Annotated in this window: 15 protein-coding genes and 2 CRISPR repeat arrays; of the genes, 6 read left to right on the forward strand and 9 right to left on the reverse strand. The window is 72.7% G+C overall.

Annotated features, from left to right (window positions below; translation table 11 throughout):
- Positions 1 to 14: 14 nt before the first annotated feature.
- Together AB0389_RS02730 and AB0389_RS02735 are read left to right on the forward strand one after the other, a co-directional pair.
- Positions 15 to 1,541: a hypothetical protein gene (locus tag AB0389_RS02730; protein WP_366393506.1), complete on the forward strand. Its 1,527-nt coding sequence runs from the start codon at positions 15 to 17 to the stop codon at positions 1,539 to 1,541.
- A gap of 83 nt (positions 1,542 to 1,624) precedes the next feature.
- Positions 1,625 to 1,813: a hypothetical protein gene (locus AB0389_RS02735; RefSeq protein WP_366393507.1), complete on the forward strand. Its 189-nt coding sequence runs from the start codon at positions 1,625 to 1,627 to the stop codon at positions 1,811 to 1,813.
- A gap of 86 nt (positions 1,814 to 1,899) precedes the next feature.
- Here the strand turns inward: AB0389_RS02735 and AB0389_RS02740 are convergent, their stop codons facing one another.
- The 4 genes from AB0389_RS02740 to AB0389_RS02755 form a co-directional block, all read right to left on the reverse strand.
- Entirely contained in the window at positions 1,900 to 2,319 is a 420-nt protein-coding gene (locus AB0389_RS02740; RefSeq protein WP_366393508.1) for an SgcJ/EcaC family oxidoreductase, read from the reverse strand.
- 1,250 nt (positions 2,320 to 3,569) lie between these two features.
- Positions 3,570 to 4,635: a CRISPR direct-repeat array (repeat unit 28 nt; unit sequence GGACCACCCCCGCGTGCGCGGGGACCAT).
- A 167-nt stretch (positions 4,636 to 4,802) separates the two neighbouring features.
- Positions 4,803 to 5,000 (reverse strand): DUF397 domain-containing protein, encoded by a 198-nt coding sequence (locus AB0389_RS02745; RefSeq protein ID WP_366393509.1) that lies wholly within the window; start codon positions 4,998 to 5,000, stop codon positions 4,803 to 4,805.
- 2 nt (positions 5,001 to 5,002) lie between these two features.
- Complete coding sequence (locus tag AB0389_RS02750) at positions 5,003 to 5,203, reverse strand: DUF397 domain-containing protein (protein WP_366393510.1); 201 nt, start codon at positions 5,201 to 5,203, stop codon at positions 5,003 to 5,005.
- Complete coding sequence (locus AB0389_RS02755) at positions 5,193 to 6,035, reverse strand: helix-turn-helix transcriptional regulator (protein WP_366393511.1); 843 nt, start codon at positions 6,033 to 6,035, stop codon at positions 5,193 to 5,195. The genes AB0389_RS02750 and AB0389_RS02755 overlap by 11 nt, the downstream gene beginning before the upstream one ends.
- A gap of 154 nt (positions 6,036 to 6,189) precedes the next feature.
- Between AB0389_RS02755 and AB0389_RS02760 the strand changes: the two genes are divergently transcribed.
- The 4 genes from AB0389_RS02760 to AB0389_RS02775 all read left to right on the forward strand — a co-directional run bounded on the left by AB0389_RS02760 (position 6,190) and on the right by AB0389_RS02775 (position 11,778).
- On the forward strand, positions 6,190 to 6,489 hold the full coding sequence (locus tag AB0389_RS02760) for a hypothetical protein (protein WP_366393512.1): 300 nt from the start codon (positions 6,190 to 6,192) through the stop codon (positions 6,487 to 6,489).
- Positions 6,490 to 6,611: 122 nt separating this feature from the next.
- Entirely contained in the window at positions 6,612 to 6,827 is a 216-nt protein-coding gene (locus AB0389_RS02765) for a hypothetical protein (RefSeq protein ID WP_366393513.1), read from the forward strand.
- Positions 6,824 to 7,132 (forward strand): hypothetical protein, encoded by a 309-nt coding sequence (locus tag AB0389_RS02770; RefSeq protein ID WP_366393514.1) that lies wholly within the window; start codon positions 6,824 to 6,826, stop codon positions 7,130 to 7,132. The genes AB0389_RS02765 and AB0389_RS02770 overlap by 4 nt, the downstream gene beginning before the upstream one ends.
- 181 nt (positions 7,133 to 7,313) lie before the next feature.
- A CRISPR array of direct repeats spans positions 7,314 to 8,684; the repeat unit is 28 nt; unit sequence GGACCACCCCCGCACGCGCGGGGAGCAC.
- A gap of 601 nt (positions 8,685 to 9,285) precedes the next feature.
- Positions 9,286 to 11,778 (forward strand): M4 family metallopeptidase, encoded by a 2,493-nt coding sequence (locus AB0389_RS02775; protein ID WP_366393515.1) that lies wholly within the window; start codon positions 9,286 to 9,288, stop codon positions 11,776 to 11,778.
- Between the two features lie 115 nt (positions 11,779 to 11,893).
- On the opposite strand, the gene AB0389_RS02780 is transcribed toward AB0389_RS02775, so the two are convergent.
- From AB0389_RS02780 to AB0389_RS02800, 5 genes are all read right to left on the reverse strand, one after another.
- On the reverse strand, positions 11,894 to 13,897 hold the full coding sequence (locus AB0389_RS02780) for a hypothetical protein (RefSeq protein ID WP_366393516.1): 2,004 nt from the start codon (positions 13,895 to 13,897) through the stop codon (positions 11,894 to 11,896).
- Positions 13,894 to 16,107 carry a hypothetical protein gene (locus AB0389_RS02785; protein WP_366393517.1) on the reverse strand — a complete coding sequence of 738 codons (2,214 nt, stop codon included), beginning with the start codon at positions 16,105 to 16,107 and terminating at the stop codon, positions 13,894 to 13,896. Before AB0389_RS02785 ends, AB0389_RS02780 begins: the two co-directional genes overlap by 4 nt.
- Positions 16,104 to 18,836 (reverse strand): hypothetical protein, encoded by a 2,733-nt coding sequence (locus AB0389_RS02790; RefSeq protein ID WP_366393518.1) that lies wholly within the window; start codon positions 18,834 to 18,836, stop codon positions 16,104 to 16,106. Before AB0389_RS02790 ends, AB0389_RS02785 begins: the two co-directional genes overlap by 4 nt.
- Entirely contained in the window at positions 18,833 to 22,384 is a 3,552-nt protein-coding gene (locus tag AB0389_RS02795; protein WP_366393519.1) for a tubulin-like doman-containing protein, read from the reverse strand. Before AB0389_RS02795 ends, AB0389_RS02790 begins: the two co-directional genes overlap by 4 nt.
- A 145-nt stretch (positions 22,385 to 22,529) precedes the next feature.
- Positions 22,530 to 24,911 (reverse strand): choice-of-anchor X domain-containing protein, encoded by a 2,382-nt coding sequence (locus tag AB0389_RS02800; RefSeq protein WP_366393520.1) that lies wholly within the window; start codon positions 24,909 to 24,911, stop codon positions 22,530 to 22,532.
- Positions 24,912 to 24,994 lie beyond the last annotated feature (83 nt).

The following is a 24,994-nucleotide window of genomic DNA, read 5'->3' on the forward strand; positions in this document are numbered from 1 at the left end:
CCGCACTCGCGCTCATGGCGTTCGCGGATACGGCGGGACAGGCCGTCGCCGCCGCGCCCGCCCACCGGGACGGCTGCCACCGCTGGCACTCGTGCCCGTCGGACTCCGGTTCGTATGTCTGCGGGGACCTCGGGTACTTCAGCGAGTGCGGCTACAGCTCGCTGCCGGGTACGGAGACCCCGTCGAAGCCCGAGCAGCCGGCCGTAGAACCCGAGCCGGAGCCCGAGCCCGAGCCGGAACCTGACACCGAGCCGCCGTCGCGCCCCAAGGTGAAGACACCGAAGGCGGGGGCGGGCGGGGCGGTAGAGGTCACGGTGACGGCCGAGGCGGACTCCCGTATCCAGGTGAGGGACGTATCCGACGACAAGGTCGTCGCCCGGGCCACCGCCACCGGAGCCGCCCAGCGGATCGCGTTCCGGGCGGCGAGCGGTGAGCACACGTACGCGGTCGTGGCGGTGGACGCGGCGGGCAACGAGAGCGAGGAGAGCAAGGAGTTCACGCTCACCGTGGACGCCGACAAGCCGGACCTGGACGCGGCCACCGCCTCACCCGCCGACCCGGCCACCGGCCGGACGGACATCGGCTTCACGACAGAGCCGAAGGCGCGCTACACCGTGACGGTGGAGGGCCGCGACGACGACGGCCTGACGGGCACGGTCGGCGCCACCGGCGAGGTGACGGGCCACCTGTATCTGCCGAACGGCACGCACCGGATCGACATCCTCGTACGGGACAAGGCCGGCAACGCGTCGCGCGCCACGACGACGGCGAAGGTGGACCTGGAGTCGTTCACACCGAGCGTCAAGGTGTCGGACAAGCCGACGGACGCCCGAACGGCCTTCACCGTAGCGGGCCCGCCCGGCAGCCGGGGCACCCTGACGGTCGGCACGACGGACCACCCGGTCACCCTGGACCCCACCGGCCGCGCGAAGGTCACCACCGACCTCAAGGACGGCGACCACCGCGCCACGCTCACCCTCCAGGACCCCTTCGGCCGCGCGGGCACCGCCCGTACGGCAGCCTTCACCATCGACACGGCGGCGCCGCCGCTGGCTGTCGCGTACGACGCGGAGCGTGCGGGGGAGGGCAAGGCGGTGATCACGGTACGGAGCGAACCGGGGGCGACGATCACGCTGGTGGGCGAGGGCGGCAAGGCGGTCAAGGTGGTCAAGGCAGCGGTGGCAGCAGGGGCGGCGGCGGAGACGGACAAGGGGGAAGGCGCCACAGAACCCGTAACGCCCGTAACCCTGGTGGGCACGCGCCACACCTTCCACCTGGACCTGCCGCCGGGCGACCACCACCTCAAGATCACCGCGACGGACCCGGCCGGCAACACCACCCACGAGGACCTCACCGTCCACCTGGCCGACACCACCACAACCGCCGACGTCGTCATCGGCCTGGCGATCCTGCTCGGCCTGGCCGCCCTGGCGGTCGCGGCCTGCGTCTGGCTGTGGCGCCGCCGGAGGCCGCTGATCGTCTGGCGGGCGAGGCGCCGGGAGGCGGCGAGGCTGGCGGCAGGGCCGGCGGGAGGCCGGTAAGCGTACAATTAGGTAGATAAGCGGAGCGATGCCTCACTGTATGGCGGGGGTCGCCTCGCGTCGACCTCTGTGAGGAGGTTCCCATGGCTACGAACGGCGGCTTCGGCGACTTCTACACACACGACCGCCCGCCCCACCCCACCCTCCCGGAAGACCGCCCCCGAGGCGGCGGCCCGAGGGCACCACTGGCGCACAGCAGGACGTGGACGGCGGTGGTCGTGGTGCTGACGATTCTGGTGCTGGTGATCGTGGGAATAGCGCTGTTCCCGTAAGGGGCAGTCGGGGGACCCGCCGTTCGTCCGGCACGCACGCACAGGCGAGCGGCGAGCGGTGAGCGGCGGGCCTGAGGCCTGCGCACCTACGCGAGGATCTCGGTGTTCTGGCAGGCGACGAGCCGCCAGTCGTTGTTCTCCTTGGCCATGACGTAGAGCGGACTCCCCGGATTCCCGAGCGGCTCCCCGCCGAGGGTCCAGTACTGCGCGTGCACCGTGACGGCGGCGACATCGGGCCGGATGAACAGCACATGCAGCACCTCGTAGGTGGCGGTGGAGTCGCTCATCGCGCCGGGCAGAACCTTCCGCGTGAACGCGGAGATCTCCTCCCGCCCGAAGAGCCGCTTACCGTGCCCGGTGGTCCAGACGGCGTCCTCCCGGAACAGCCCGACGAACGCGTCGGCCAGCTCGTTGTTCTGCGAGTGCTCGATGGCGGCGACGACGTGGCGGATTGCGCGGATGTCGGGGTTGTGAGTTGTTGTCTCCATCTCCATGGGTGAAAGCATGGAATCTCAACTGGACTTGAGGTCAAGCGAGTTGGCTGGGGTGTGGACCGGGGGCCGGGGGCCGGGGGCGGCGCGGATGGCCGTCGACTGCGGGTCAGAGCGGCGCTGAGTGGGGTGGGTCGGTGGCGGGGGTTGTTGGGATGGGGGCCGCCCCTCCAGCGTTTGAGTGTCGCGTCTCCGTGACAGGTGTAAAGGGCGCTCCTGTGTCGCGTCGGCTGCGCCGATTTCGCTTCGCTTCACCCTTGACTCCTGTCCCGGAGTCGCAAGTGCGGGTGTGGGAGGGGCGGCCGGGGGGTGAGGGGGGGCCGAGAGGTCTGCTGTTCTGCCACTCGGCTCAGGGTCCGGCGGCCCGGTGGACCCTGCGGGGCCGCGCAGCAGTTGCATGGGGTGACGCGGCACCGGCTCGGCGGCTTGACGGCCGCCGGTTGGCCGGCACTCATGCCCCGCTGGTAACTCCGGGTGGGGGAAGGTCTGGTGGGACGCCTGTGGCGGCAAGTGGGCCCCGGAGGCGGTCTTCGCGCCGAGGAGTGCGTCTAACGCACCTCAGGACACATGTGCCGCCCGGGGAGCCCCTCAACCGCCCTCCAAACCGCCACATATAGGACAGATTGGCGGGTGGTGGAGTACTTGATCCCGACGAGGGTGACGCTGCGGCCATCTGACGTGCCGGATGTGGCTCTAACGTCGCACTCCCCGCTCCCGGGCGCCGCCCGAAGACCCCCTGCCCCCGATCGGCCCGAGGACCCCGACCGGATAGCAGGCCCCACCCAGCTTCCGGGCACCACAGCGCAACGGTGACCAGCGGGGCATGAGTCGCAACCGGCAACGGACGGTCGGCCGCCGAGCCGGTGTCGGGCCGCCCCTCTCCTCTGCCGCGCAGCCCCGCAGGGCCCCCCGGCCCGCCGGACCCTGAGCCGAGTGGCAGAACAGGCGGACCTCTTGGGCCCCCCTCACCCCCGGCCGCCCCTCCCGAAAAGCTGCACTTGCGCTGGAGGGTTGGGTGTCAGGGGTGGAGCGCAGCGGAATCGGCGCAGCCGACGCGACGGAGGAGCGCCCTTGATACCCGGCCCGGAAGCGCGAAACTAACAGCAGGAGGGGCGGCCCCGCGCTCCACGCTCGCCGCCGTAGAACACACCTGGCGTCCGCTCTGACCCGCAGCTGACGACCTATCAGCTGCCAAGTCGGCCTCGGTGTCATCACCGCGTGTGCGGGGGCATGTGGTGATGACCGCCTTCGGAGCAAGGCGCAGGGGGCCACCCTCGCGTGCGCGGGGACCATTCGGCCTGGTCGTGACCGTGCACGCAGCGCGACGGACCACCCCCGCGTGCGCGGGGACCATGCGGCGAACACGGCGAACAGCTGGTGCATCCGGGGGCCACCCCCGCGTGCGCCGGGACCATCCGCGACGCTTGTCCGGGTGCCGCGCCGCCCCGGGACCACCCCCGCGTGCGCGGGGACCATAAGGCGATGCACGCCACCCGCACCCCCGACATCGGACCACCCCCGCGTGCGCGGGGACCATCAGCACGGGCATCTCGGCGCCGGAGGGGGCAGGGGACCACCCCCGCGTGCGCGGGGACCATAGCCCCGGCGGCGTGTCACGCTGATGCTCCGGCGGACCACCCCCGCGTGCGCGGGGACCACGCTGGAGGCGCTCCCTCCGTACCGGCGTGTGACGGACCACCCCCGCGTGCGCGGGGACCATTACTTTTCCGCGATCGCGGATTCCCTCATAGAGAGGACCACCCCCGCGTGCGCGGGGACCATCCGATCGCGAGCGTGGAGAACGGGCGAAGGTACGGACCACCCCCGCGTGCGCGGCGACCATGCCGCCGTGTAGTCGACCGTGGTGAGCGTCTGGGGACCACCCCCGCGTGCGCGGGGACCATTGACCGGGCACTGATCGCCATGGACGAGGCGACGGACCACCCCCGTGTGCGCGGGGACCATGCCATCGACCGTGTTCACCCGGGGGGCCGGCCGGGACCACCCCCGCGTGCGCGGGGACCATCCCTCCTCGACCTCTGAGACCACCGCGCCGTGCGGACCACCCCCGCGTGCGCGGGGACCATGCCGTGATCAGGTCGAACGCCTCGGTGCCGTCCGGACCACCCCCGCGTGCGCGGGGACCATCCGGCCTCCAGGAGGTCGTACGCGTGCAGGAGGGGACCACCCCCGCGTGCGCGGGGACCATCGGCCGTAGGTCGAATAGGAAAGCGCGGAGCGCGGACCACCCCCGCGTGCGCGGGGACCATCAAAGCAAACCAATGTATTGCCACCGCAATACAGGACCACCCCCGCGTGCGCGGGGACCATACTTCGCGACCTGCGGGTTTGCTCTCGGGGAGGGCGGATTTTTATCACTCGCAGCGGCGTGCGCATTGCCGCCAGACCTAACAGTATGGATCCTGCCGTGCCTGCGTCGACCTGCGAACCAGCAGCAGACGTTACGCGACCTGAGCGTTCCGAGTGGCCTACAGGAGCTAGGACTTGAGGTTTCGGAGGAAGGCTGCCCACGCCGTCGCGGGGAACAACAGCGCGGGGCCGGCGGGGGCCTTGCTGTCCCGTACCGGGACGTCGCCGGGGAACCCGTCTGCCACCTCGACGCAGTCGCCACTCTGCCCGTTGCTGTAGCTGCTCTTGCGCCACACGGCCGCGCTCAGGCCGTGGTCCGTGGCCACGCTTATCGGCTCCTCACGTCGTCAATGAAGGTTGTCCACGACCCGGCCGTGAAGAACAAAGCGCGACAGCCGGGGGTCTTGCTGTCCCGTACGGGAACCACGTCGGGGAAGCTCTCCGTCACCTCGACGCAGTCCCCGCCGTCCCCGTTGCTGTAGCTGCTCTTGCGCCACACGGCCGCGCTCAGGTCGTGGTCATTGCTCATGTCCGTATTCCTCTGCCGCCGACTCAATCAGGGCCAGTGACCGCTCTGGAGACAGGGCGGCGGCCCTGGCGAGATCGTAGGCCAGTTCACATTGGTCCACTACCGCCGGATCGTCCAACAGATTTCCTGTCTTCGAGCCCTCCTCGTAGGCCACGGGCGGCATGTCTTCGAAGGTCATCAGCTTCAACAGCGCCCCGATCGGCGGTGCGCCCGTATCCAGCGGAAGTACCTGCACCAGGATGCGACGTCGGCGCATCAACTGCGCAATATATGTCAACTGTTCGTGCATCACTGCGGGCCCGCCGACCTCTCGACGTAACACGCTCTCATCCAGTACCACCCACAACAAAGGGGTTGTTGGATGGTTCAGGAGCTTCCCGCGCTCCAGGCGCGTCACCACAAGCTCCTCGATCTTCTCCTCCGGTGCCAGTGGCTGCGCGGCCAAGAACACGGCCCTGGCGTACGCCCTCGTCTGGAGGATCCCCGGCACGAACACAGGCGCGTACTGCCGGATCGAGACGGCCAGGCTTTCCAGGTAGACCGCTTCGGCGAAGTAGTTGGCGTACGGGGAACTGTTGATCAGTGCCGCGCACATACGACCGAGGAGACCGCCTGTGCGCAGCTCTACATCGATACGTTCGGCCAGGTCCAGTTGTGGTTTGCGGAAACCCGCCTCGAACTGTCCGATGTACGAGCCGGAGCAGAACACCCGCTCGCCCAGTTGGTGCTGGGTCAGTCCGGCGGATTCGCGCTGGCGCTTCAGTTCCGAGCCGAAGAACTCCCATCCGATCTTGAGCCGGCCGAGCGCTCCGGGCCTCTCGCCTTTGGCCATGGCTTAACTCCTCTTCGTTTCAAAGCCCTTGTAGTCGGTCACCCCCTTTCGAGGCTAGCGATGACAAGGCCAAGCTGAATACGAAATGTCAACACTCGCGTACGTACAGCGATGTACGCGGGTCGAGGGCCGAGGAATGGGAGACAGCGCGGCAATGGGCAGCACAAAGGAAATTGAAGGCGCAACGGAAGCGGCGGGTCAGACGGGTGCGGTGGATTCGCCGGATCCGGCAGGTCCGGCGGACCCGGCGGACGAACTGGACCCCTGGGACGCGGCGGAAGAGGCGGTGGAGGAACTGAAGGCGGCGCTGGCGGACGTCGGCCTGGTTCTGCCCTCGTTGGGCATCAACGCGAGTGCGCTGATGCCGTGGCTGGTGCTGGTGGAACTGGGCGGCGCGCGGCCCGATGTCGTACGGGGGATCGCCGAGGCGATCAAGAGGGGAACGGGCAAGTGACGTCCGAGGCGTGCCGCGCTCCGGGCGCGGGCGCGGGCTCGGGCTCGGAATCGGGCCCGGGCCCGGGCCCCGGCCCGGAACCGGCGGCTCCGTCCACCTCTCCGCAGACGGAGCCGGACCTTGTGCCGGACCTCGTACCGGGGAGCCTCGCGAAGGACACCGCGCGGGATCGGGTGGGAGTAGTGGTCGTACGTACGGACGCGTGCGTACGGCTCCGCCCGCTGAAGGGCGGCGCCTTCTGGGAGGCGGCGCCGACGGAGGTGACGCGGCTGTCGGCGCGCGAGGAGCTGAGTGCGCGGCTGGTCATCGCGAACGCGGGCCGGCGGTGGGGTAAGTGACCACCGGGAACGTGTTTGTGACGGGGGCCGCCCCCGGTATCGCCCTCCGCCTGAACGCGAACCGGCCCGAGCCCGCCCGTACGGGCGACGGCAACGACTGGTCCGACGGTCGTTGCTGGCTCTGGTGCGGCCAGGAGCACACGCGCGTGCTCTGGCTGGGAACGGCGCAGACAGCTGGGGGCGTCTCGGCGCCGTTCACGGGCTGCGGCCCGTGCGTACAGGTGCTGCACGACGCGATCTGGGACCACGTGATGGCCACGGACCGGCGAGCTGTGGTGCGGGTGGACGGCGGCGGTCGGCTCTGACCTTGCGGCGGGCCCGCCGCCGTACGGTCACGGTCAACCGGGAGGGCGACCCCGCCGTGTGGGGCCGGTACGGCTGCGCCAGCGCGACCGTACCGGCCTTAACGGAGGCCGTCGTTGAGAAGGCCACCCCGCACGTACGGGGACAGGGGCGGACGACGACGCCGAGGGTGGACGCGGTCTGGGGCCAACCCCGCACACGCGGGGGGCACTGGCGAGTGGCCACCGGGACCGTGCGCAACGCAGGACCACCCCCACCCTCGTGGGGAGCACACCCGTGCAACCGGATCACGTGATTCGGTCTCAGGGCCACCCCCGCACGCGCGGGGAGCACTGCTGGTTGGAGTCCCAGTGGAACCCCAGCTCGGGACCACCCCCGCACGCGCGGGGAGCACGCCGCGTACCTCGAGGCGCGGGACGAGCGACGGGGACCACCCCCGCATGCGCGGGGAGCACCTCACACCGCTCTCGGACGACGATCTCGCGTCGGGACCACCCCCGCACGCGCGGGGAGCACGGGCGGCCGACTGTCGCGGGCTTGCCCGGTCGGGGACCACCCCCGCACGCGCGGGGAGCACAGCATGCCGACGATCCAGTCGGCCACTCGCTGCGGACCACCCCCGCACGCGCGGGGAGCACGCCGGGGCGGCGGGCGACCACTCGATGCGGGCCGGACCACCCCCGCACGCGCGGGGAGCACCCCGGGTACGGGTCGCCCATGACCTGACCTCAGGGACCACCCCCGCACGCGCGGGGAGCACGACGCCGTCGCCGGGGACGTCGCCTCGCCCGAGGGACCACCCCCGCACGCGCGGGGAGCACGCACGCGCACAGTCGGGAGAGTGGTAGGCAGTGGGACCACCCCCGCACGCGCGGGGAGCACCGTCCGTTTCCGCATGCCGGTCCGGCGGGAGAGGGACCACCCCCGCACGCGCGGGGAGCACGTCCACAACCACCCGCCGCAATTTCAGCCGCAGGGACCACCCCCGCACGCGCGGGGAGCACTTGCCGAGGCGTACCCGGGCGCGGGAGACGAGGGGACCACCCCCGCACGCGCGGGGAGCACTGCTTGTCGACGTCGGCCAGACGCTTCAGGACGGGACCACCCCCGCACGCGCGGGGAGCACGGGTCGGAGATGTCCTCGAGGACGCGCAGGATCGGACCACCCCCGCACGCGCGGGGAGCACAAGCGAAGGGCCCCACCTGGGAGGGTGGGGCCCGGACCACCCCCGCACGCGCGGGGAGCACTGGCGCTCGCCGTGCAGGTACGAGCCGCACCCCGGACCACCCCCGCACGCGCGGGGAGCACGCGCCCAAGCCGCTGCGTAGCGGTCCGGGCCTGGGACCACCCCCGCACGCGCGGGGAGCACTGGCATCCGATCACAGTCACTCGCGCAAGATCAGGACCACCCCCGCACGCGCGGGGAGCACGAAGCCGTCCAGACCGACTACCCCCGGCTCTCGGGACCACCCCCGCACGCGCGGGGAGCACGCTTCCCCACCTGCTGACACCCTCTGCCGGTGAAGGACCACCCCCGCACGCGCGGGGAGCACCCTTCGTGACCTGGGGGTTTATTCGAGACCGGCCCCGAAATTCTTCAGAAGCAGCGACTCGGGCAATCGGCTCAAATTCCCCCCTTGGGCTCCACCTTTTAGACCGCCGCCCCCAGTCTCGCAGGCCCGTCCCGCCCATGGTGGCCGTCCGCCCCAATTCCGTACCCGCGCCGCCCGCCCGCGCCTCGCGCCCGTTACCGCGCTCAGTACCCCCAGCCCGCTGGCACCCCCGTCTGCCCAGTGAAGAAAGTGGCCAAAGGGGTTGGTGGGGGCCAATGTTGCCTTCGCGTAAAGGCGCACGTGATCCGTAGCTCCTGCCAAAAACCCTGTTGGGAACGGCAGTTGGGATTCGGACAACGCGGCTGGGCGTTGATGACAAGAGGTTCATCCGCTGTGACTATTTGCCGCGTCACGTGCGCAGTCTCGTGCCCCACCTCGTCGCTGCGCCCCACCGCACCGCTTGCCACCGCACAGCGCCCCACCGCACCGCACCGCTTGCCACCGCACCTCTCCTCCCCGGGCGGCAACCTTCCCGCCCCCGGGCCGCGTTCCAGCCGGTCGTCGTTGTCGCGCGACTGGATCAGAAGGAGCACCAGGAGTCTTGAACATCTCTCGTACCGGCCGGTCCCGTCGCCGCACGGGCTCGGCCAGCGCTGTCGTCAGCGCCACCGCCACCCTCACTCTCGCCGCCCTCGTCGTCTCCGCCCTTCCCGCCGCCGCCGTTACCCCGTCGGCCGCCGTAGCGGACAACAGCACCATCCGCGGCGCCTCGCACAGCAGAGTCGACGCCTCGCCCAGACCCGGTGCCCGCGCCGTTGAGCTGTCGCCCGGGCAGCGGGCCAAGTTGCTCAAGGCCGCTGCCGAATCCGGTGCTGCTACCGCGCGTTCGTTGCGGCTCGGGGGCGGGGAGAAGTTGCTGCCGAAGGACGTCGTCAAGGACGTCGACGGGACCGTTCACACGCGGTACGCGCGGACCCTCGGTGGGTTGCCCGTGCTCGGGGGTGACCTCGTCGTACACGAGAAGGCCGCCGCAAAGGCTGATGGCAAGGCTGATGGCAGCGCCGCCGACAAGACCGCCGACAACGCCGCCGAGGGGGACCCCACGGCCGCGACCCTCACCGTCACCACCGCCGACGCGACGACACCGGTGCCCGCGCCCCCGCCCGCGCCCGCGTCCGCATCCGTGGCCCCCGGCCCGGACCCGGCCTCGCCCACCGTCGCGCTCCCCGCCCCCGCCCGTACCACCCCCGCCCTCCCCGCCTCCGCCGCCGCCAAGAGCGCCCTCGCCGTCGCCAAGGAGGCCGGTACCTCGAAGGCCGTCGCCGATGGTGCGCCGCGGCAGGTGGTGTGGGTGAAGGACGGGGCGTCCGCGTTGGCGTGGGAGTCGGTGGTCAACGGGGTACGGGACGACGGCGGGCCCAGCCGGCTGCACGTCGTGACCGATGCCGTGAGCGGGAAGAAGCTCCAGGAGTTCGACCGTATCCCGGCGGGCATCGGGCACGGGAAGTTCAGCGGTGAGGTCGAGCTCGGCACCGTACAGAACAGCACGAGCGGCCTGTACGAGCTGACCGACTCCGGCCGCGGCAGCCACAAGACGTACAGCCTGAACAACACGACCACCGGCACGCCCGTGCTCGTCACCAGCCCCGACGACATCTGGGGCGACTCGACGGTCGCCCATCCGCAGACCGCCGCCGCGGACGCCGCGTACGGTGCGCAGCAGACGTGGGACTTCTACCACGACAAGTTCGGGCGCAACGGCATAGCCAACGACGGCGTCGGCGCGTCCTCACGGGTCCACTACGGCAACCGCATCGTCAACGCCTACTGGGACGGCGACTGCTTCTGCATGCTGTACGGCGATGGCGTGAACAACGTCAATCCGCTCACCGAACTCGACGTTGCCGCACACGAGATGACCCATGGCGTCACCGAATCCACCGCCGACCTCTACTACTACAACGGTGAGTCCGGCGGCCTCAACGAAGGCTCCAGCGACATCATGGCCGCCGCCGTCGAGTTCACCGACAACCCGAACGACGTCCCCGACTACCTCGTCGGCGAACTCATCGACATCTTCGGCGACGGCACCCCGCTCCGCTACATGGACCGGCCCTCCAAGGACGGAATCTCCCAGGACTACTGGTCCGCGCGCACCGAGGGGCTCGACCCGCACTACTCGTCCGGCGTCGCGAACCACTTCTTCTATCTCCTCGCCGAGGGCAGCGGGCAGAAGACCATCAACGGCATCGACTACGACAGCCCCACCTACGACAACCTGCCCGTTCCCGGCGTCGGGCTCGAAAACGCCTTCACCATCTGGTACCGCGCGCTGACCCTCTACATGACGTCCACCACCGACTTCGCCGGCGCCCGCGCCGCCACTCTCCAGGCCGCCGCCGATCTGTACGGCAGGTCCAGCGAGGCGTACGAGACCGTCGGCGACACGTGGGCGGCCGTCAACGTCGGCGGACGCTTCGTCAACCACATCGCGCTCACCTCGCCGGGGGCGCAGAAGGCCGCCGTCGGCCAGCCCGCGACCGTACGGATCGACGCGGCCACCAGCCGGCCGGGCGGGCTGACGTACGCCGCCGCCGGACTGCCCGACGGGCTGACGCTGGACGGGGCGACCGGGGTGGTCTCCGGGAGCGCGACCGAGGCCGGTGACTTCACCGTGACGGTCAACGCCTCTACGGAGGACGGGAGTTCGGCCTCCGTCGACTTCGCCTGGACCGTCATCCCCTCCGGCGGCGACTTCTTCGTCAACCCGGCCCGGGTGAACATCCCCGACGCGGGCCTGGCCGTCGAGTCCCCGCTCGTCGTCACCGGGCGCGAGGGCAACGCCCCCAGCGCCCTCAAGGTCACCGTCGACATCATCCACACCTACCGGGGCGACCTGGTCATCGACCTGATCGGCCCGGAGGGTACGGCCTTCCGGCTCAAGACCAACGGCTCGGACTCGGCGCCCAACGTGCATGAGACCTACACCGTCGACGCCTCGGCCCTCCCCGCCAACGGCATCTGGAAGCTGAGGGTCCGGGACGCGTACGCGTACGACACGGGCTACCTCGACAGCTGGAAGCTGACCTTCTAGCCGACCGGCTTCCGGCGTACGGCCTACGAGCGTACGGGTGTACGGGTGTACGGGTGTACGGGCGTACGCCGGAGTTCCGGGGCTCGACGGAGCCCTTGGGCGGGCGGCATTGTGCTCAGAGCAACAGCAGCGCGGTCGTGATGAAGACGAGGATGAGGCCACCCGCCACCCCGACCACGCACCCCGGACTGTTGGCGAGGTCGGAGAGCCGCTCCACGAGGGTCGGTGGTGGTGGCGGGGCCGGACGGACGTCGGCCGGGCGGGCGTTGGCCGGAGGGACGTTGGCCGGGGGGACGTGGGGCAGGGGGCGTGGCGCCGACATTGTGGTTGTCGGTGTGGTCGTCGGTGTGGTTGTGGTGGTCGGTGTTGTCGGCGGTGTGTTCCGGCTGATCACATCGCGCAGAATCTGCTGCCACAGCACCGGCGGAAGATCCGGAGCCACGCCGCCGACCGGCTGAATGATGCTCTGCTGGAGCCAGTCGGCCGCCGCGGGGCGGCGGTCCCGTGCCATCCGGTGCAGCAGCTCCCCGAGATCCCGCACATAGCGTTCGTCCCTGGCCAGCGGGGCGACCGCCCAGGTGAAGAGCTCCGCCGCGCGCCGGGTCGCGTCCGGGCGGGATCGGAGCCCGCTGCTCGGGCTGCTCGGGCCGTTCTGGCCGTTCTGGCCGTTCAGGGTCAGGTACAGGTCGTTACGGAGCACTTCGGCGCAGAGCTTGTGCCGTACGTCGGCCTGGCGCACCCGGCGGCGGTCGGGGGCGGCCAGTTCGCGCAGGACCAGCTCCACGGCGTCCGCCGACAGGTCGCGGGAGCAGAGTTCGTCCGCGAGCCGCTGATCGGGCAGTTCGCGCAGCCGCTCCGCCATCCAGTCGTCCTGCGTGGTGTTCGTACGTCGGTACCCGCGCAGGTCCTCGTGGAGTTCCCGGTCCTCGTGCGGGGCCGGCGCGGGATAGGGCGCGGGTACGGGTACGGGCGCGGGTACGGGCGGCGGTGGCGTCATCAGCGGCTGCGGCTGCGGCTGCGGCTGCGGCTGCGGTGGCGCCACCTGCCTGCGGCCCGTCGGCAGGATCCGCATCAGCGCCTCGCGCCGGCGCGTCCAGTCCATCGCCGCCCCGTTCGGCAACTCCTCGACCAGGTAGGGCACTCCGGCCTTCGCCGTCGGGTCCGCGAGTACGTGGTCCACCAGCCGGGCCGCCGCCACATGCTCGTACTGCGGCGGGGCGGACATCCGGCCGATGACCCGGGCCAGCGGCCCCGACTCGCCCGCGTCCGGTTCCCAGCGCGGTACGCACATCAGCCGCAGGGGGTGCGTGTCGACGGTGTCGTACGTGGCGAACGTCCACTCCCGGCCCAGCCACGAGCCGAAGAGCAGGAACAGGCCGAGATACACCAGCGGCGCCGCGTCCTGGTCGGGCCGGTCCGGTCGGTCCAGTCGGTCCGGTCGGTTCGGTCGGTTCGGTCGGTCGGGTCGGTCGCGTCGGTCGGGCAGCCGTACCTCGTCCGTCAGCAGCGAGATCCGCTGGGTCGGATCGCGCAGCCATTCGGCCGTGACCAGGATCAGTGTGTTTCTGACGGCCGGCAGCAGATTCAGCATCGCGGGCAGCCGCTTGCGGGCTGTCTCCTCCAACTCCGCCACGGTCACCGGCCGTTGCTCTCCCACCGCCTCCTCTGCCTTTTCCTGGTATCCCCAGCCGCCGTGGGCGAGCCCGAGGCACAGCCGGGTCTTCAGTGTGTCCCGGGTGCCGATCAGCACATTGCTGACCGTGCTTGGCCTGCCGCCCCGGTCGGTGGTGGGCCAGCGCTGGGCGAGCATGACGGCGCCGTCGCGCGTGAGGGTACGGACGAAGCTCGGCCGGCGCGGGCCCTCCGTACCGGACACCCAGAGCAACGGGCCCAGCTCCCGGCCCAGTTCCTCGGCGCGCTCGGCCGAGCAGGAGTGGGAGACGGCCGTCATGCCGGTGCTCTGGCGGCCGTGGTTGCCGTCCCACCGGAAGACCACCTGGTGCACCACGCCGTCGTCCGCGTGCGTACCGGCGGCCGGTGCTCCACCGCCCCGGTCCGGCCGGCCACCCGTTAGGCCGTACGTTCCGCCGCCCGTCACGCCGTCCTGGAAGTCGGTCATCTCGTTTTTCCTTCCGCCGATCCACCGAACCCGCCGCCCGCCCCCGTCGTCGGCAGCGCCTCGATCGCCGGCCCCGGCTCCGGGTCCGGCTCCATGGCGAACGACTCCGCGCCGCCGTGCACCTCGATCACCCCGCGCATCGCCAGCAGCGACAGCAGCGGTTCGAGCACCCGGCGGGGCCGTGCCCCCGCCGGGTAGCGGCCCCCGTCCTCCTGGCCGCCGGTCGCCGACGCCACATGCAGGGTGCAGCGGCGGATCGCGTCGAAGGGGCGCAGCCATGCCTGCCCGGCGTGGTGGCGCAGCAGCCCGTACACGTCCTGGCTCTCCTCGCGCAGCAGCGCCGGGTCGAGTGCGCCGGCCGGGGGCGGTGGCTCGCTCAGCCACCGGTCGACCGGCGGCCGGAACCGCAGCAGGTCCGCCTTGGCGAGCACCACCGCCGCCGCGACATCCAGATACGGGCCGTTCTTCGGCAGCCGGTCGAGTACGGTGCCGAACGCCAGGTCGCCGTCGCGGTTCACATCGAGTCCCCAGCGCTCCCTGGCCCGGTCCAGCTCCGGCAGCGGGAGCGCGAGCGCCGGGTCGACGACGAAGACCAGGGCGTCGACGCCCAGCAGAAAGCGGAGCGCCGCGTCCGTCCGTACGAGATCCTCGCCGCCGAGGTCGAAGAAGGCGACCGGCCGCACCCGCCCACGGGCGTCGGTGATCAGCAGCGACTCCACGAAGCGCGCGAAGCCGTCAAGGCCCAGCCCGCCGGTGTGGTCGAGCACCCGGCCGCTGCGCAGGGGCTGCACCCGGTCCCGTACGAACCGGGCGTGCTGCTCGGGATTGACGGACTGCCAGGTCAGGCCGTACGGCTCCAGGCCGCCGTCCGTGATCTCGGCGATCATCTGCGTCAGCAGATGGCTCTTGCCGGTGGAGGACTGGCCGACCATCGCCACGGTCAGCGGCCGGCCGTACATCAGATACGGCACGGGGATGAAGTGCTCGGGGAAGCCCGGGTCCGCCGCGCACTTCTGGACGGCGCCGCGCATGACGTCCCGGCGGCGCAGCGGGTTGCCGATGGCCGCGAGGTCGAGTGGCTGGTACTGCATTCTGCTGTCGGTGACGAACAGGGCGGAGAGGTCGAGGCGGATGGTCTCCAGGCAGTACGGGCACAGCACCGCGCCGGCGTCCCCGGCGGCGTTCTCGGTCTCGGTCTCGGTCTCGTTCTCGTTCTCGTTCTCGGTCCCTGGTACCGGCTCCTGCCGCAGTGCCTCCGACGCATCCCGGTCCTGTGCCTTCAGCCGCAGCGCCTGCGCGAACGCCTCCCGGTGCGGGCGCGTGTCGTCGGCGGGCACCGTCAGCTTGATGCGCCGGGCCGCGTCCGGGGCCAGCAGGTCGAGCAGCCGGTCGGGGGTCGGCCGGTCCACGGCCAGCGGGGCGAAGGCGCCGCGCAGCGTCTCGGCGAGCATCCGGTGCTGGTCGAGATCGGCGGGCGCCCGGTCGGTGGCGCCGGGCCGTCCGGTGGCCAGTTGGTAGAGCACCTGGGCCGCGCTCCACACGGCGTCCCTGGAGTCCACGAGCCCCTCGCCCCGGCGCTGTTCCGGCGAGCAGTACGGCGCCCGGCCCCACGGGGTCCTCGGCCGGCCGGCGCGGGCGATGCCCTCCAGCCCCCAGAGCTGGAGGGAGGTGCCGTCCCACCGTACGGAGGCGGGCGTGATGTCGCGCGGCACCAGGCCCTGGCCGGCCAGCAGGCAGAGCGCCAGCAGCAGATCGCGGGCGAGGATCCGCTGGTCGGCGGCGCCCATCACATGCGTCAGGGCGGCGGCGGTGCCGCGCGGTGCCTCGTACAGCAGGAACGGCTCGGCGCTGTCCAGGTCATGGCCGATGACCCGGGGGAAGAGCGGCGCGTACGCGGTGGAGTCGAGGATCCGGTGCAGCCGCAGGGCGGTGCCCGCCTCGACGTCGAGCAGGGCGCGCGCGGCGGGGTTGGCCGCGTCTGCGGCGGTCAGGCGCACCTGGACGCACTGCTGCCCCTCGTCGTCGAGCAGCGCGTTACGGGCCCGCTGCGGCAGCAGCGGATCGCGGCGCGACTCGCGGCCGAGGCGGGCGGGAGCGGTACGGCGGCGCCCCGAGGGGAGCGTGAAGGCGAGCGTGGTGCGCTGCGGGCCCGGTGTCACCGGCGCGGCGTGCGGTGTGGAGTGGGGCGCGGAGTACGAGATGTCGCTCACCACCGGTCACCGTCGTTTCGCGTGGGGGACGCGTCGGGCCGCTGTGCGTTCGGTCCCTGAGCGTGATGGGGTTCGTGCGGGTAGTACGTGGCGTAGGTCTCGTTCGCGTAGGTCTCGTTCGCGTCCGTCCGGTCCGGCTCGGCGCTTCGGCGCGACCGTACGGTGTTCACCACGCCCATCCGCAGCGGTGTGAGCCGGATCAGCCCGGCGTACCGCCCCGACGACGTCCACAGCGCTTCCTCGGGCGGGACGGAACCGCTCGCCTGCCACGCCTTCTCGACCTCCGCCCGTACGGCCTCCGGTGCGAACCGGATCCACACCGCCGCCGCCGGGTCGCGGCTGAGCAGGGCGCCCTGGTCGGGCGAGGAGAGTTGCACCACGGCCTGCCGGTCGGCGTCGGCGCCGACCAGTTCGGCCGGCCGGTGCGGGTCGGTGCCCAGCAGGTTCGCGGAGGAGGTACGGGTGCGATCGGCGGCGGTGAACGGCGGCGGCGCGAGCACCCCGTTGCGCCGGAGGTGCCTGCGCGCCGCCGACAGCAGGTCGTGGACCCGCTCCTCGGTGCGCCGCAGGGCGTGGGCGCCGGCCTGGCCGCGTTCGACGGCACCCCAGTAGGGCTTCATCGCGACCATGGCGGCGTCCGTCAGATCACGGGCCAGGGTGGCGACCAGCTCAGGGCCGCCCTCGCCGCTCTCGCGCTCCAGCCAGCGGGGGGCGTTGGCGGACGCGGTGGCCGCCGATGTTGGCGCCGGCTCGGGTGCGTCCCCGTGTACGGTCCCGGGCGCGTCCTGGCGCCCGTACGCGCTTGCCCAGTCGTCGGCCCCGTTCCCGTACTCCCCGCCGGACCCGGACCCGGACCCGGACCCGGATCCGTACGAGGCGAAGGCGTCCAGCTCCAGGGCCGATGCCCCGGCCAGCCAGTCGTCCGCGTCGAACGGCTGGGTGTCCGCCGCGTCGGCGGCCGTGGGTGCCGTCACGGAGGCCGAGGCCGAGGCCGAAGCCGGTGCCGCTACCGATGCCGTCGCCGTTTCGGGTACCGCCTCGGCGTCGGCCGCCGCCGCCGTCGCCCGCAGCATGCCGGCGACGGAGCGGGCCGCGTCGGCGCAGTACAGGCGCTCCTCGGCGGCCCAGTGTTCCCGTACCGCCTCGGCCAGCAGATCGTCCAGCCCGCTCAGCGCCCCGTGCAGCGCGGCCTTGCCCCGGCCGGCCGCCCACATCCCGGCGGTCTCCCGCCACAGCCGGCGCGCCGTCTCCACCGCGAGGCCGACGCCCAGCAGCAGCCCGATGGTGCCCAGCCAGAGCGGGGGTTCGGTGAGATACGCCAGCACCACCCCGGCCACGGCCCCGCCCGCTGCCGCGAACCGCGGAGCGAGGGCGCCGGGAACGCCTCCCGTGCGGGGCAGCCGGGCCGTGCCGAGGACCAGCAGCCCGATGAACAGCAGTGGTACGACGGCCGCCAGCGGCAGGAAGACCCCCCGCCACAACCCGCCGAGCAGCGCGGCGACGGCGACGGCCGCCGACGCCCACGCCATCGGCCCGGGGTACGAGTCCCTCAAGTCCCCAGAGCCCCCCGCGTCCGCCGCGTGCGCGTCCAGCTTCGGCACCAGCGCCGAGCCCGGCACCGGCTCCACCCGTCCGGCCAGCCCGGTGAAGCGCAGGGCCACCGCCCGCAGGGGCAGCCCCTGTTCCAGCAGCCGCTTGGCGAAGTCCCGCAGGCCCTCCCCGATCCGCTCGCCCACGCCCTCCGCCGACGGCACCCGCAGTCCGAGCGCCGCGAGCCGGGCCGCCGACTCGGCGGCGGACGGCGGCGTGCCGGAGCCGGCGCCGCCGCGCAGCGCCGTACCGACCAGCTCCCGGTACTCGTCGAGCGCCCGCCGGGCCTCGGCGAGATCCGCGTCGAACGCGAGCGCGCGGCCCGTACTCAACAGCCCGGGGAGCGCCTGTAGTTCGGCCAGCGCGTCGTCGGCGTCCGCGAGGGCCGTCGCGCACGCGTGGTACGCGCCGTCCGCCACGCCGCCGGGCTCCCGGTGCGACTGGTCGCGACCGCCCCGGCCCGCCGTCAACGCCCTTAGTGCGGAAGGGAGTTCGGCGCCGGACCAGAGGGCTTCCGGCAGTTCGGGCACCAGCTCGGTGTCCTCGCCCGCGAAGCGGGTGAGCGCGTCGCGCCAGGCCCGGTCGCGTACCTCCGGCGGCAGATCCTGCTCCAGCAGCCGCACCCCGGGCGCGGCGACCGACTCGGGCAGCGACCCGAGCGTGTCGAGCACCTTCCGGAAGACATCGGGGACCGACAGCAGGTCCACCAGCACCGCCAGTGCCGCCGGGTCGTCGGGCGCGGGCCGTTCCAGCGCCGTACGCGCCGAGCGCAGATCGCCCGCCCAGAGCAGGGCGGTGCCTGAGGCGCGCAGCGTCGCGGGGCGCACCAGCCGCCGGTCCGGCTGGAACGCCTCGTCCTCGCCCGCGTACGAGCCGGGCGAGCTGCCCACCAGCAGGACCAGGATCCTGATCTCCCCCACGGCCCGGTAGGCGGCGAGGAGTTCGTACTGGCGCTGGTGGTCGGTCAGCCCGGCCGGGGTGTCGACCACCAGGAACAGCGGGTGGTCGGGCTCAGGCAGACCGGCCAGGCCGAGCTGCCGGGCGACCCGGTCGCGCAGGGCGGGGGCGGTGGCCAGCTCCGCCGCCCCGAAGCGCAGGTCCAGATGGACGACGGTGTCGGTCTCCTCGGGGGTGATCACTGCGTGTCTCCGTCCCAGGGATTGTGCCGGTCGGTGGCGCGGTCCCGATCGGCCGTGCGGTCCCGGTCGGCCGTGCGGTCCCGGGCGGGGGCGTCGGAGGCGGCGCCGGGGGCGTCGTACGGGCGGCCGTCTCCCGGGTCGTCGTCCCACGGCGCCGCCGGGCGCTCCGTACCGTTCCGTTTCGCACCGTTCCGGTCGCTGCCCCCGGCGGGTCGCTCCCCGGCCCCGGTGCCCACCGGCACCAGCGGCTCCGTACCCCAGTCGTCGTCCTCGGCCACGGGGCGCCGCGGCTCCGGCACCTCGTCGAGCGGGCGCGGCGGCTTCGGTGTTCCCCCGCGTACGTGCTCCAGCAGGGTGAGCAGCGTCGGCTGGATCGCGCCCTTGTCGCCGAACTCCGTGTGGAGCGCGGCCGGCAGGGTCTCCGCCCAGAACTCCCACCGGGGCCGTACCCATCCCTCGGCGCGCTCGCCGCCGTTCTTCCTGCGGTCCTCCAGGAGACGGATCTGGCGCGGGGCGATCTTCTCGACCAGTTCGACGAAGAGCGGATGCGGCATCCTCCCGTCCCTGGTGAGATCGAGCGGCTGGGTGTCCATCAGCCCGCGGCAGTAGTCCTCGACGGTCCGTTCGTCGTCGAGGACGGTCCAGCGCTCGTACGAACGCAGCAGCTCGGCCCAGCTCGACAGGCCGCCGCCCGCCGCCCCGCCGCCCGATGCCCCACCACTCGCCGCCCCGCCACTCGTCGCCGCCCCGCTCCGGGAGTCCCCCAACCGCAGCCGTACGCCCGGCACATGGCTGCCCTCCTCGACGAAGAGCCGCAGCCGCACCCGGGCCGGTGACGCGGGGTCGCCGTCGAGCACCTCCACCTGGCCGTTCCACAGGCAGCACAGCAGCCGGTGCAGGATGGCGCGGCGGTCGTCCTCGCCGCTCACCATCCAGTCGTCCTTGTAGCCGAGCCGCTGCCGCCACCGCAGGACGTCCTGGGCCTGCTCGGAGTCCTTCGCCCTGGCCCACTGGCGCAGCACCTTGCGGGCCTCGGGCACCTGGGTGAGGCTCATCTCGCTGCGGAAGAGGACCACGGTGATGGAGTCGCTCTCCACCGGCCGGTACTCCACGGAGTTCTTGCCGTCGGCGGGGAGCCCCAGCGTCTTGCCGAGGTACTCCTCGACCTCGTCGACGCCCTGCACGCGCGGGTAGGTGACGAGGATGCGCAGCAGTCCGGTGCCCTCCGGGGTGAAGCCGACCGGCAGCAGCCCGGCGAGTTTGCGGCTGAAGAGGTCGAGTGCCTCCCGGCTGACCTGGTCGGTGGCCTCCGCGTCGCCCGCGGCGGCGGCCAGCAGGGTGCCCATGGACGGCAGCAGCGGACGCTCCTCCAGATGCTCGCCGCTCTCGGTGAACAGCCGGGTGACGCGGGCCTCCAGCCGCGCCTTGACGGTCGCGACCGCGCTGTCGGGGCTGCGCCGGCTGAGGCCGTGGACCGCGCGCCAGGTGTCCCCGTCGACCAGCTTGAGCAGGAGGGCGGCCTCGTCGTCGCCCTCGCCGAGGTTCTCGCGGCGGATGAGCCGGGCGACGAGGTCCTCGTAGAAGTAGTTGAGGGTGCGCTGCGGCGGGAGGAGGTACGAGATGCCGGTGCGGTCCTCGTACAGTTCGAGGCCCTTCTGCGCGGACACCTTCTTCTCCAGCTCCGCGTGTTTGTGGAAGGCGTTCAGCAGGCGGGCGAGGTCGGCGCCGGCGGCGTCGGCCTGGGGTTGCCAGCGCCGCTGCTGCTCCCGCCACGCGTCGTGCCATACGGTCCTGCTGCGCCACTGGTACCAGGCGTCCTGTTCCTGGAGGGCCGCCTGGACGTCGTCGTCGCCCCAGCGGGCCGGTGAGACGCCGGCCAGCCGGCCCTTGATCCTGGGGACCTTGGGCGGCTGCCCGGTCACCCCGGGCGGGCGCTGCGGGGTACGGGCCCGGCTGTTGAGCATGCCGAGGAAGCCGTCGCGGACGATCGAGTCGTCGCTGTTGGGGATGCCCCTGACGACGCGTTCCGCGAGGAAGGGGTCGGCGGTCTGGAGGAGTTTCTCGACGGCGGGGCGCGGTGAGAACCGTTCGGCCATCGAGGCGGTCTTCCGGTCGGCGAGGGTCTGGAGGGCGGAGAGCTGCCGCTGCATGTCGCCGATGCGCTCGCCGAGCGCCTGCTCGATGGCCCGGCCGCCGCGCGGCAGCGGATCGGGCTCCGGTACGGGCAACTGCTCGCGCTCCCACAGCTCTTCGAGGTGGGAGTCGGCGAAGAGCTGCCGGATCAGCGGCACCGGTCCGCGCGCCGGGGGCCGGGGCCGGTCCACCAGTCCGGAGACCGCCTCGCGCAGCAGCCGGCCGGCCACCAGGTCCGCGAGCTGGTCCATCGGGGCGGTCATGGAGGCGACGAGGCTGGTGGAGACGCCCTGGCGGCCGATGCCGGTGGGGGAGGGGGCGCTGCGGTGGACGCCCCGGTTGATGAAGCTCGCCGCGAAGGTCTGGAAGTCGTCGGAGGCCATCGTGCGGCCCTGGGCGCGGCCCCGGGAGCCGCCCCGGTCCCGGCCGTCGCCCAGTTCGGTGCCGATCAGTGAGAGCACCAGGGAGACGATGGAGCGGCGCAGGTCGTCCTGGCGGATGCCGGCGGTCGGGCTGAACAGGAAGGCGGTGGGGAGGATTCCGGTGTCCAGCCGGATCGGCGGGGTGCCGCCGGGGTAGCGGATGCCGGGCTGGTCGTCGGAGTCCAGGTCGGTGCCCTCGCGCGGCGCGTTCTGCCCGTCCACCAGCCGGAAGAGGTCGACGAGGGCGCGGGCCGCGTTGAGGTCGGCCTCCTGGCCGCCGCCGGAGGCCGAGGAGAAGGAGGACGGCATCACGACGAGCGGGTAGATCTTCACGCCCTTGAAGCGGCGGATCCGGAAGGCCTCGTTGATCAGATGCAGATAGTCGAGGAAGATCCCGGCGCCGGTGCCGCCGGCCACCGAGAAGGCGACGAACACATCGCAGCCGTTGACCTTGCCGCCGCCCAGCCGGCTCAGCTCACCGCCCGCCTTGGCCATCGCGTCGATCGCCTGGAGCAGCGGTTCGAGGACAGGGCCGAGGCTGTGCCGCAGGGTGGCGAAGAGGGCGGCGCGCCCGACGGTGGGCAGTTGTCCAGCGCCGTCGCGCAGCGGGGTGACCTCGGGCTCGTCGACGCGGGGCGGCAGCCAGCCGGCCACCTCGTCGCGCAGGCTCGCCCGGAGCATCTTGGTGACTTCCGGCGAACTGTCGAAGTTCGGCAGCAGGTTGTGCGTGGCGCGGGAGGTGCGGGCGTACGCGGCGCGCTGCGCGGCGGGCACGTTGTAGAGGGGCAGCCGCTGGAGGTCGGACTCGCTGTAGTCCGCGTAGACGAACTGGAGGCAGTCGGGCAGCTGGTAGGGGGCGTGGCCGCTCAGCCCGGCGAGGGCGGTGCCGTCAGGGCCGCACAGCTCGCCGCGGAGTCTGCGCTCCAGTTCGGCGCCGACCAGGCCGCCGGTGCCGCCCAGGCCGACGAAGAGCATCGGCTGGAAGAGTTTCATGATGGTGTTTCCTCCCGCTTTCGGCCGTATCGACGACGGCCGCTTGTCCTCGGTGCGTCCGGGGGCGCTGTGCCCCGTCCCCTGTCCCCTGTGCGGGGGCCGGTGTACGGGGGCGGGCCGGTGACGCGGCGGCCCGCCCGGCCGGTCACCGGTACATGTCGTAGGCGCTGTCGCCGCCCCGGCCCGCGGTGGTGGCGGTCGTATCGTCGGCGGCGCTGGTGCCGCTGCCGGCCCCGGCCCCGGACCCGGTAGCGCCCTCCCGGCCGGGGAAGGGCGCGGCCCCGGTCCCGGTCCCGGCCCTGGAGCGCGCGTTCCTGCCGCGCCGGCCGCCCCGGCCGCTCCTGCCGGGCCTGCCCGCCCTGGTGTCCTCGCCCAGGGACAGGCTCAGCGGGCAGTCCGCCAGGGGAACCTGCCCGCGCGCGGGCAGCCTGGTCAGTCCGCCGCCCCGGGTCCGCAGCACGGCCCCGCCCTCGGGGCTGCGCCGTACCGCGTACGGTCCGTTGGCGCGCCGCTCGATGCGCGGGCTGCGGTGTGCCTCGACGACGGCGAACTCGTACCACTGCTTCGTCCCGTGCCCCGCCGGGTGCGGGCTCAGGATCTCCCCCTCGGCGGTGACCAGTTGGAGCACGAGACCGAACGGATCCCGGCGGGTACGGCGCTGCCGCAGCCAGGCCACGGCCGCCGCGCCGAGCAGCGCGACGGCGACCGCGGCGGCCACGAACGCCCCCCAGTACCGGTCCCAGAGGCCGGGCTCCGGTGTCACCCGTACCGAGAGCGAGGAGCGCACCAGCGCCCGGTCGCCGTCGGTGCTGTCGACGACGGTGGCGATCCCGCCCAGCCGCAGCCCGTCCCCGTCGAGCCGCCCGCCGAAGGCCCCCGCCCCGGCGACCTCGACCGTCACCTCGGGGCGCGCCGACTCGCCCGGCTTCACCACGATCTCGGCCGGGGTGAGGGAGAGCAGGCCGGGCGCGAGGTCCGTGACGGACAGCCGCAGGGTGTGCGGGGTGCCGGTGGTGTTGTGGACGGCGAGGGAGCCGGTGATCCGGCCGCCCGGGTGCACGTCCGTGCCGGGCAGCGAGAGCGCGGCGGTGACGGCCGGCACGGCGGGGGCGACCCGGCCGCCCTCGCTGCGGGTGTCGGCGCGCAGCCCCGAGGCGGTCAGGGTGCCGCTCACCTTCAGCGTCCCGGTCGCGCTCTTGGGGATCTGTACGGAACCGGTGAACTCCCCGTCGCCCGCCGCGCGGTCGGTGTCCTTGCCGTCGTCGGCGAGGCGCAGCGGCACCGCGGCGAAGCCCTCCCCGGTCAGCTCGCCGCGTACGCGCAGTCCCGCGTAGTCCTTCGGGTCCGCGATCTCGTACCCCTCGCGGGTCTGGAGCCGCATGGTGACCGTGGTCGTACGGCCGGGCTCCGGCGACGGCGGGTCCATGGTGATCGCGCCGCGCAGCTCGCCCTGCCACAGCACGCTCACCCCGACCGGCAGCGAACGGTGTCCCTCGGGGGCCTCGGCCTTCACCTTCCAGATGCCGGGCACCGGGTCGACGATCTTCAGCGCCTCCACGTTGTCACCGGCGCCGGCCAGCTCGAACCGTGACTTCTCGTACGTTCCCGAGGCGGGCACCCGGTGTCCGAGCGGGTCGGTGTAGGTGATGGTCACCTCGGGGTCGCCCTTGTCGACGACGATGCTGCCCACGGTCGCCAGCGGTGAGATGGCGACTTCGAGGGTGGCGGGCGGCAGCTTGCTGTCACCGCGCTGGTAGCGCAGGCAGTGGGCGGCGGCGAACGTCTGCTCCAGCATCGGGCCTACGTCCTTCGCGCCGGAGACCTTGCGAGAGGTGGGGCGGGCGGAGGGCAGCTCGACACAGCCCTTCTGGTAGCCGCCGGCGGCCATCCGGTCGAGCTGCGCCTTGTCCGGGGCCGGGCCGAAGCCCAGCGGCCAGATCTGCACCCGCGCGTCGGTGGCGTCCTTCAGCGCCTGCTCCAGCTGCCGTTCGCCCTCCTCGGCGCGGTGCGATTCGGCGCCGTACTTCTCGCTGTCGGTGACGTCCAGCACGCCGTCGGTCAGGAGGAACAGCACGCGGGGTACGGACGCGTCCGTGCCGTTGGTCAGCTCGTGCACGCCCTGCCGGATCGCGGCCGGGAAGTCGGTGCCGGTGCCCTCGCTCTTCTTCCGGCCGCGCAGCTTGCCGACGCACGCGCCGATCGACTCGCGTCCGGCCGCGTCCAGGGTCGTACGGGGGCAGACCGGGTCCACCGCGCTCTGGCCGTCTGACTCGGCGGCGGCGAACCCGAAGACCGTGACGCTCGACGTGGCGGAGACATCGCCCAGCGCGATCCGCGCGGCGGCGGACTTCTCGGCGCTCATGTCCTCGGGCGCGAGGCTGGCGGACTCGTCCACGGCGACCACGTAGTTGACCGAGGGGAAGGCCGGTTCCGACGCGGCGGCCGGCACCGGCCGGGGGCCGCCGTCCTGCACCAACGGGGAGAGGAACACCGCCGCGGCGCCCAGCACACCCAGTACGCGCGGCACACCCAATACGTGCGGTACGCGCGGCATGCCGAGCGCGCGGCGGCGGCGTCTCCGGCCGGCCCGGCCGCCCCGGTCTCCCCCCG

It is taken from the genome of Streptomyces sp. NPDC093109 (genome assembly GCF_040701725.1).
Lineage (GTDB): Bacteria > Actinomycetota > Actinomycetes > Streptomycetales > Streptomycetaceae > Streptomyces.

Bases quoted from the DNA above. Each gene is read 5' to 3' on its own strand.
- AB0389_RS02740 (WP_366393508.1), bottom strand. From the start codon at position 2,319: ATGCTTTCACCCATGGAGATGGAGACAACAACTCACAACCCCGACATC.
- AB0389_RS02750 (WP_366393510.1), bottom strand. From the start codon at position 5,203: ATGAGCAATGACCACGACCTGAGCGCGGCCGTGTGGCGCAAGAGCAGC.
- AB0389_RS02735 (WP_366393507.1), top strand. From the start codon at position 1,625: ATGGCTACGAACGGCGGCTTCGGCGACTTCTACACACACGACCGCCCG.
- AB0389_RS02780 (WP_366393516.1), bottom strand. From the start codon at position 13,897: ATGACCGACTTCCAGGACGGCGTGACGGGCGGCGGAACGTACGGCCTA.
- AB0389_RS02730 (WP_366393506.1), top strand. From the start codon at position 15: ATGGCGTTCGCGGATACGGCGGGACAGGCCGTCGCCGCCGCGCCCGCC.
- AB0389_RS02795 (WP_366393519.1), bottom strand. From the start codon at position 22,384: ATGAAACTCTTCCAGCCGATGCTCTTCGTCGGCCTGGGCGGCACCGGC.
- AB0389_RS02755 (WP_366393511.1), bottom strand. From the start codon at position 6,035: ATGGCCAAAGGCGAGAGGCCCGGAGCGCTCGGCCGGCTCAAGATCGGA.
- AB0389_RS02760 (WP_366393512.1), top strand. From the start codon at position 6,190: ATGGGCAGCACAAAGGAAATTGAAGGCGCAACGGAAGCGGCGGGTCAG.